This is a genomic window from Streptomyces sp. NPDC042371 (genome assembly GCF_056437465.1).
In genome coordinates, this window is sequence record NZ_JBWKAP010000012.1 from 241329 (window position 1) to 249349 (window position 8021).

7 protein-coding genes are annotated in these 8021 nt (G+C 68.7%); 3 read left to right on the forward strand and 4 right to left on the reverse strand.

Annotated elements, in window-relative coordinates:
• Positions 1 to 11 precede the first annotated feature (11 nt).
• Positions 12 to 1163: a GNAT family N-acetyltransferase gene (locus tag AC068B_RS32435; RefSeq protein WP_478675100.1), complete on the reverse strand. Its 1152-nt coding sequence runs from the start codon at positions 1161 to 1163 to the stop codon at positions 12 to 14.
• 703 nt (positions 1164 to 1866) lie between these two features.
• Between AC068B_RS32435 and AC068B_RS32440 the strand changes: the two genes are divergently transcribed.
• The 3 genes from AC068B_RS32440 to AC068B_RS32450 all read left to right on the forward strand — a co-directional run bounded on the left by AC068B_RS32440 (position 1867) and on the right by AC068B_RS32450 (position 5689).
• Positions 1867 to 2421, forward strand: coding sequence for a universal stress protein (locus AC068B_RS32440; RefSeq protein WP_478675101.1), 555 nt, complete (start codon positions 1867 to 1869; stop codon positions 2419 to 2421).
• 391 nt (positions 2422 to 2812) lie between these two features.
• A complete protein-coding gene (locus tag AC068B_RS32445) occupies positions 2813 to 3532 on the forward strand; it encodes a hypothetical protein (protein WP_478675102.1) in 720 nt (239 codons plus the stop codon).
• 141 nt (positions 3533 to 3673) lie between these two features.
• Positions 3674 to 5689: an APC family permease gene (locus AC068B_RS32450; RefSeq protein WP_478675103.1), complete on the forward strand. Its 2016-nt coding sequence runs from the start codon at positions 3674 to 3676 to the stop codon at positions 5687 to 5689.
• Between the two features lie 333 nt (positions 5690 to 6022).
• Here the strand turns inward: AC068B_RS32450 and AC068B_RS32455 are convergent, their stop codons facing one another.
• The 3 genes from AC068B_RS32455 to AC068B_RS32465 are packed head-to-tail and all read right to left on the reverse strand — an operon-like array spanning position 6023 to position 7695.
• Positions 6023 to 6589, reverse strand: coding sequence for a flavodoxin domain-containing protein (locus AC068B_RS32455; RefSeq protein ID WP_478675104.1), 567 nt, complete (start codon positions 6587 to 6589; stop codon positions 6023 to 6025).
• Positions 6532 to 6774, reverse strand: a complete 243-nt coding sequence (locus AC068B_RS32460) for a universal stress protein (protein ID WP_478675105.1) — start codon at positions 6772 to 6774, stop codon at positions 6532 to 6534. Before AC068B_RS32460 ends, AC068B_RS32455 begins: the two co-directional genes overlap by 58 nt.
• Before the next feature lie 15 nt (positions 6775 to 6789).
• A complete protein-coding gene (locus AC068B_RS32465) occupies positions 6790 to 7695 on the reverse strand; it encodes a universal stress protein (RefSeq protein WP_478675106.1) in 906 nt (301 codons plus the stop codon).
• Positions 7696 to 8021: the final 326 nt, after the last annotated feature.

Here is an 8021-nt window from a genome sequence, read left to right on the forward strand (position 1 = left end):
TCGGTCTCCTCTCAGCACAGTTGGCGCAGGTACGGGTCCCGGGCGGTCCGCGTCAGCAGCCGTACGCGCACATCCAGCGTCGTGATGCCGTCCGGTCGTGCCAGGACGGGGTTGAAATCGGCTCCGGCGAGCTGCGGCAGGTCACAGACCATCCGGGACAGCCTGTACAGCAGCTGCTCCAGGCCTTCGAGGTCCACAGGCCCACGGCCGCCGTGCCCGAAGAGCAGCGGCGCACAGCGCGGCGCGGTGATCAGGTCATGGACGTCGAGGTCGGTGAGCGGGGCCAGGCGGGCCGCGTGGTCCGCGAGCACTTCGGTGGCCGTACCGCCGAGGCCGAACAGGACCAGCGGCCCGAAGACCTCGTCCTGTACGACACCGGCGAACAGCTCGGTGCCGCGCTCGGCGAGCGGCTGGACCACCACCCCGGTCAGCGAGCCCGCGAACCGGGTCACGCTCGGGTTGACGGCGAAGAGCTGCCGGGTGAAGCCGCCGGTGCGCAGATTGCGCAGCACCGCCCGGCCGACGGAGCCGGGCCTGCGGCCCGCGCCGACCACGGCGATCGAGCGAGGGCGCAGGAGTGGTTCCAGGCTTGCCACATCGGCGGTCAGGCCACGCGTCTCGACCGCCGTCAGGTACGTCTCGTCCTCCGCGAGCTGGATGACGCAGCGCAGTTCAGGGCCGTCGCAGTGGCGGGTGGTGCGCAGCCCGAGGTCGGCGAAGACCTTCAGGACCTCGTGGTTCTCGGCAAGTGCGTCGGCGGTGAACGCCACGATGCCGTCGGCGCGGGCGGCCGAGACCAGGTGTTCCAGGAGCAGGGTGCCGATCCCCCGGTGGTGGAGGCCCTCGGCGACCGCGAGTGAGATCTCGGCGGCACTGCGTTCGCCCGCTGTCTCGTACTCGGCCACGCCGATGACCTGTCCCTTGGCCTCGGCGAGCAGCGCGCGGTATCCGGGGCGAGGCGGAGCGCAGGCCCGGTCGGCAGCCTGTTCCGCGGCCCGTCGGCTGACGATGAAGAACCGCAGCCGGAGGTTCTCCGGCGACATCTCCTCATACAGTCCCTGCAGTTGCGCGTGGTCATCCGGGCAGGTGGTCCGTATGCAGACGGTCGTCCCGTCGGCGAGCAGGGCATGGGCCGGAGGCCGGCTACGCTCATCGTCCGTCATGTCGAGCCTCCTGTGGCAGGTTGACGCTCCGACCATCAGGCTCCGGGCCCCGCGGCCCCAGGGGCCGACCGGGAGTCGGCCCGGGCCGACCGGCCCAGTGCGCCCGGGCCGGTCAGTGGCTCGCGGGCGAAACCGACGTGCACGATGACGTACGTCCCGACTGAAGCCGTCGGCGTGGCGAGCCGGGCGGCGGCTGTCGCCGCCCGGCCGTAGCTGATGCCCGCAAGGGGGCCGGTGGAATGCCGCGGCGGGCGCGGGGACACACTCGCCGCTGTGCTGCCTGTCGGGGAGATCGATCAGCGCCGGGCCCGGGTCGTACACCCACGGGCCGCCCACCCGCACCAGGCGGTGGCCCAGAGGCAGCGAGCGCGGTGCCGGCCGGCACTCGAAGCGCACGGCGAGTTGATCCCGCGGGCCACCATGGCGCGGGCGACGGCGGCTTCGGACGAATGCCCACCCCACCCCGTCGTCGTGCCGGAACTGGTTGCTGACGCCGATCACCGCCGTGCGTGTCCGGCGGGGGACATCGCGCTTCCTCCCGTCGGGCCGTGCTGCTGCTGTCACTGTCGGGGCACGCCGAACCACGCCGACAGGGGCCGAATGTCCCTCACCGGGGCCGGTTCACCCCTCCCCCGACGGCCTCCCCGGTGGAACGGTCCGAAGGCGAGCCCCTACCAGGGGTATGTCGGAAGGCGGCGCGATCGTGGACAAGCCCCTGATCGTCGGGGTCGACGGCTCGGACCCGAGTCTGCGCGCCCTGGACTGGGCCGTGGACAGGGCCGGGGCGTACGGTGTGCCGCTGCGTGTGGTTCATGCCTCCAGGTGGGAGTGGTACGAGGGACACACGCCGTCCTTTGACATCAACAGGTCGTCCGTTCAGCTCCTTTCGGAGCACATCGTGGCCTCGGCGGCCGAGCGCGCGCAGAGCCGCGCGGTCTCCGTGAAGGTGACCGGGGAGGTACTGCCCGAGGATCCCGCCCTCGCCCTCGTACGGGTCGGTGCGGAGGCGGGGGCCGTCGTGGTCGGCAGCCGGGGCCACGGCGAGCTGGCCGATCTGCTGCTCGGTTCGGTGAGCCTGTCCGTCGCCGCGCGGGCCACGGTGCCGGTGATCGTCGTACGCGGCGAAGCGAAGAACGTCACGGGCGGCTTCCGCACCGTGGTTCTCGGCGTCGACGACGCGCGGGAATCAGCCCCCGTGGTGGAGTTCGACCCTTCTCACGGAAGCAGGACTCGTGGCCCTGCTCAACACGCCACGTGACACCCCACAGGACTGGTTGCGCGCGAGCCAGGCCCTCCAACGCGTCCTGCTCTACGCCACCGCTCACAGAATCAGGGCCGGTTTTCACACACAACCTCTGGAGATCACACCCATGCGCGCGAGCATCCGCGCCATGATCCCTTCTCAGCAGTCTCCACAGATGATTCTTCGGCTCGGCCACACCAACTGGAGGTGGCGTACCCCGCGGCGCCCAGTGGAGGACGTGCTATTGGCTGACCGAGAGCGAGAATGGTCGAGCCAACCGCCCGGCCCTCCGCACAGACCGTGACGGCCCGCGCGTCCGATGAACCGTTGCAAAAGGAGGCACCCCGAAGCCTCAGGACGTCAACACGGGGGGATCGACATGTGGCAAGAGAGCACCTACTGGAGCGTGATCGAGGAGCACCAGAGGATCCAGAAGATTCAAGTTCCCCCGAACGAGCTCCATATCTGTTTCCAGTTCAAGCCCGAGTCAGTCGGTGCTTTCGGGCTGATCTGCCGCAAGGCCGCCCTCCTTGCCGCGCATGCGTACTTCATCGTCCCCTATCACGTCGGCGCCTTCTCGACCTCGCCCGAAATAGACGAGCACACGGGCGAACCGGCGGACAGGTTCTACACGGGCGACGACGAACTGGCCGCACTTCGCAGCAGAGCCGCCGGCTTCCCTTCGATCTCCGTGCTCCCCGAACGCGTCACCACTCCCTTCGGCATGGATGCCACGTGGGAGGTTCAGCAGGCGCTGCGAGTGAAGTTCGAGAAGACCTACCTGCAACGCCAACACAGCACGGCAGAGGACGGAGATGACGCCCTGTTCCTGATCATGCAGGAAGTCGACGAGAACGTGCGGCGCCTGCAGGACAGCATGCGTGATTTGAGGTCAAGGAGATGGTTCGACATCATGAACCTCTCCATTCTGGCCAGCTCGTGGATCCTCATCCTGTCGGCGCCGACCGAAATCACACAAGGGGTGAATTCTCTGCTTTCCGCGCTCGGAGGCGGCACGGCTTTCTCCCTCATGGAGAACCTGTCCCAAGCGCGGCGCACCGAGCGGTCGATCGAGGCCGACCCGTTCTTCACGGCGTGGAAGCTGGCACAGGCGGAGAGAAGTTGAGAACCGCGTTTCGGGCTGTGGCCACGAGGTTCGACAACCGTGGCCACGTCTTTCACGACACCGTCACCGTAACCGCCGCCTCGGTCCGGCTCAGGCTGCGTTCACGACCCGCCGGACGTTCCTGGAGCCTAGGCTCTTTGTATGCCCAAGGCGACCGCCATGTTCAAGCGCCTCGTCCTCGGCAGGGCCATGCGCAGCGAGAAGCTGCAGGAGACGCTGTTGTCCAAGCGGCTGGCGCTGCCGATCTTCGCTTCCGACCCGTTGTCATCGGTGGCGTACGCCACGCAGGAGATCCTGCTCGTCCTGACTCTGGGCGGCCTGGCCTACCTGCACTTCGTGCCCTGGATCGCAGCCGCGGTGGTACTGCTGCTGACCGTGGTGGTGCTCTCCTACCGGCAGGTCGTGCACGCCTATCCCAGCGGGGGCGGTTCGTATGAGGTCGTCTCGGCCAACCTCGGCCCGTCCGCGGGCCTAGTGGTCGCCGCCTCGCTCATGGTCGATTATGTGATGACGGTGGCCGTCTCGGTCGCCTCCGGGGTGGACAACATCCTCTCCGCAATGCCGCAGCTCGCCGAGCACCGCGTCCTGCTCGCCGTGGGTTTCGTCGCGTTGCTCACCGCGATGAATCTGCGCGGCACGCGAGAATCGGGCCGGGCTTTCGCCGCACCCACCTATCTGTTCATCGGCGGCGTCATGATCATGGTCGGCACCGGCCTGGTGCGATATGCGCTCGGCGACGCCCCGGTGGCCGAGAGCGCCGCCTACGGCATCGAACCCGAGGCCGGCAGCGCCAACTTGGCCGGCCTGGCCCTGGTGATGCTGGTGTTGCGGGCCTTCTCGAGCGGCTGTACCGCGTTGACCGGCGTGGAGGCGATCTCCAACGGCGTACCCGCTTTCCGCAGTCCCAAGTCCCGCAACGCCGCGAACACCCTGGCCGTGATGGGCGCTCTCGCCGTCACCATGTTCGTCGGCGTCACCACGCTGGCCCTGATCTCCAAGGTGCACATCACCGACGACGCCTGCCGACTGACCGGCTTCAACGGGGACTGCGGATCCGCACACCAGCGCACGGTGATCGCACAGGTCGCCGCCGCCGTCTTCGGCGGCGAGCACAGCGTCGGCTTCTACGTCATCCAGGCCGCCACCGCACTGATCCTGATCCTGGCCGCGAACACGGCCTTCAACGGCTTCCCGCTGCTGGCCTCGATTCTGGCCCGGCACCGCTACCTGCCGCGGCAGATGCACAACCGCGGCGACCGGCTCGCCTTCTCCAACGGCATCCTGACCCTGGCCATCGTGGCCGGACTGCTGCTGTGGGGATTCAAGGCCAACGTCACGAGCCTCATTCATCTCTACATCCTGGGCGTGTTCACGTCCTTCACGCTCTCCCAGGCAGGCATGGTGCGGCACTGGAACCGAGAGCTGCGCACCCTGCGCGATCCCGTACTGCGCCGCCACCACCATCTGATCCGAACCCTCAACGCGGTCGGTGCCGGTGTCACCGGCCTGGTTCTGGTCATCGTCCTTGCGTCGAAGTTCACGCAGGGAGCGTGGCTTGCCGTCCTCGCAGCAGCCGTGCTCTGGGTCATGATGCGGGGCATCCGCCACTATTACGACGCCATCGCTGCCGAACTCGCCGTCACCGATCCGCACGACGAACTGCGGCCGCCCTCAAGGATCTTGGCGATCGTGCTGGTCTCCACGGTCCACAAACCCACTCTGCGGGCCCTCGCCTACGCGCGCGCCTTCACACCGGACCGACTGGAAGCCCTCACCGTCGCTGTCGACCGCGACGACACACGGGCCCTGGAACGACAATGGCGGGACCTCGACACCGACGTCCCCCTGAGGGTCCTCGACTCGCCCTACCGCGAGATCACCCGACCCGTCGTCAACTACGTCCGCTCCATCCGTCGCGAATCGCCCCGCGACGTCCTCGCCGTGTTCATCCCCGAGTACGTGGTCGGTCACTGGTGGGAGAACCTGCTGCACAACCAGTCCGCCCTCTGGCTCAAGAGCCGTCTGCTGTTCACCCCCGGCGTCACAGTCACCAGCGTCCCCTGGCAGCTCGAATCCTCCGCACGCGCCGACCGCCCGGCTCCATCGGCGCCCGGTGCCGTCCGCCGGGGCCACCCTCCGAGCCGACGCAAGCACTGACCAGGTCGGGCCCGTGCAGCGCGGTGTCCTGGAGAAGCCGCCTCCGCTGCTGCAAGGCGAGTTGGTGCAGCACCACTCGTTGTCGTACCAGACTCGAAGGCGACCCGCTTCCCGACGGCCGCCGCAGGTACGCTGGATAGGGATCGTCCGGGTGCCGCACTTCATTTCCGGCACTGGGATCCTGACGGTCGGCAACCCGTCCTTGTGGTCAGCGGTGGCGTCGTCTCCTCGAGCTCCCGTGGGCAACCGCACCCCGGGCAGGAGGGGCGGCCACCCCGGCAGCCTGTCGATCATGCCCCCATCTCGTCCTCCCTTTCTTGCCTCATGCCCTGTTCAGCCGCTCTCCGCACCCTCTCCAGGACGAGTGCCGGACGGCTCCGACGTGGGGCCCACCGGCCCCTGTCCCAGCCGGGACGACGCATCAGCGATACGTTGCGCCCATCCCTCGATCGCCGTGAAGTCCCGGAAGTCCCCGCCCTTGCCGGAGTCCACGATCTTGCGTGCGATGAACCCCTTGGCTCCTTCTTCCAGGCATCCGCCGAAGGTACGGTGCTCCTCCGCGTCGAACCGGAGCAGCACTGTCTTCACCCCCCTCACGGGCGGGATCTCGCGCTGCGAAGCCGTGGCGTCGAGCGGGCCGCTGCTGAAGAGCCAGAGCGGCCGCGCGGCCAGTGCACGGCGGTGCCGACGGGCGAACCGACGAGCATCCTTGTGCCAGCGGCCGGCGTAGAGCGCGCCTCCCAGCACCACGGCGTCGTAGGAATCCACGTCGGCCACGGACCCGGCCGGGAGCACCTCGGCCCTGAGTCCGTTCCGGCGCAGCACGTCGGCGATGGCTTCGGCTATCTGCGCGGTCGAACCATTGGTCGTCCCGTAGGCGACCAGCACCTTGCTGAGCATGACAGCCTGTCTCCTCTCACGATGTCACGGTGTTCGCGGCCATACATCCGTGCTGCAGACGATGCGTGTACGAGCTGGAGGCGCACACCTCGCATTCCGGCCTCGTCCGCGGCCCAGTCGACGCCGCGCATGCTCGCCTCGGAGCCGTCCACGCCCACGGCGATGGGGAGTTCGACGCTTGTCACCGTCCGGCTCCTGGCTCAGGGATGCGCGACGACGGCGACCGGGACGGTGGCGTGGTGCAGCACCGCATGCGTGACCGGGCCGATGTGCGCACCCAGCGTCCGAAGGCGAACACGCCGTCCCACGACGAGCAGGGAGCCCTCGCGGGAGGCCTCGACGAGGTGCGTGGCCGCTGCGCCGAAGGGGGACTCCTCAACCATGTCGACGCCGGGAAACTTCTCCCGCCACGGCTTGAGCGTCTCGCTCAGAGCAGTGGTCTGTTGCAGCGAGAGCCTCTCGTAGAGCCCGGGTTCGGCGGAGAAGCCGTATGGATAGTAGGGCGGAGAGGTCCAACCATGGACGACGCGCAAGGGAACGAGGTGCCGGGTCGCTTCCTCGAAGGCGAACTCGATGACCGAGTCGTCAGGCTGGTCGACGTCGAGCCCCAGGATGACGGGACGGCGCGAGGTATCGGTGGGCGGGGCGCTCGACGAGTCCGTGGCGTGCCCGTCAGCGGTCTGCTCTTCGGCACGAACCAGGACCACCGGTGTCGCGGTGCGCGCCACGACGGCTTGGCCGACCGAACCGACCAGGTAGCCACCGAACCCGCTCAGCCCGCGGGAGCCAAGAACGAGGAGAGCGGCGTCCTCTGCCGCGGCCGTCAGGACGTCGGCGGGGCGGCCGACGGCCTGCTCGTCGACGACCTCGACGTCGGGGTGGCGCAGTCGAAGACCTCTGACGGACTCACGCGGGACGCGTTCGCGCCAGTACTGCAGGGTCTCGGCACCGAGGAGCGGCGCCTGCGCCGTGGGGACCGGGATCGGGTCCAGGACGTGGACCAACTTCACCGGCAGCCCGCGCAACTTCCCTTCACGAGCCGCCCAATCGGCCGCAGCAAGACTCTCGGGTGAACCATCCAGGCCAACGGTGACGGTGACCGGCATGAACTCCACCTCCTTGAATCGGGGGGTGCATACCAGCCTCGTGGCCGCAGGGCTCGTCGTGCAGGGGCCGCAAGTCCCCGTCCGGGGCCAACCGGCTCCCTTTCCATGCCAGATGTTCGGGAGCTGCGACCGTGCAAGGTGGGCCGGGCTCTTGCGCCGTGCATGGGCGGCGTACAGGGGCCTGGTCACGTGGGAGAGGGGAGCAGTCGGATGCAGTCAGGGCTGGGGCGCGTGTGCGGTGGGTTGTTCGGGCCGCTCGGAGTCCTGGAGTTCGGCCAGCAAGGCGGTCTGGCCGGCGAGGAGTTCGGTGAGGATGCGGCGTGCCG

Bases quoted from the DNA above. Each gene is read 5' to 3' on its own strand.
- AC068B_RS32435 (WP_478675100.1), bottom strand. From the start codon at position 1,163: ATGACGGACGATGAGCGTAGCCGGCCTCCGGCCCATGCCCTGCTCGCC.
- AC068B_RS32455 (WP_478675104.1), bottom strand. From the start codon at position 6,589: ATGCTCAGCAAGGTGCTGGTCGCCTACGGGACGACCAATGGTTCGACC.
- AC068B_RS32465 (WP_478675106.1), bottom strand. From the start codon at position 7,695: ATGCCGGTCACCGTCACCGTTGGCCTGGATGGTTCACCCGAGAGTCTT.
- AC068B_RS32450 (WP_478675103.1), top strand. From the start codon at position 3,674: ATGCCCAAGGCGACCGCCATGTTCAAGCGCCTCGTCCTCGGCAGGGCC.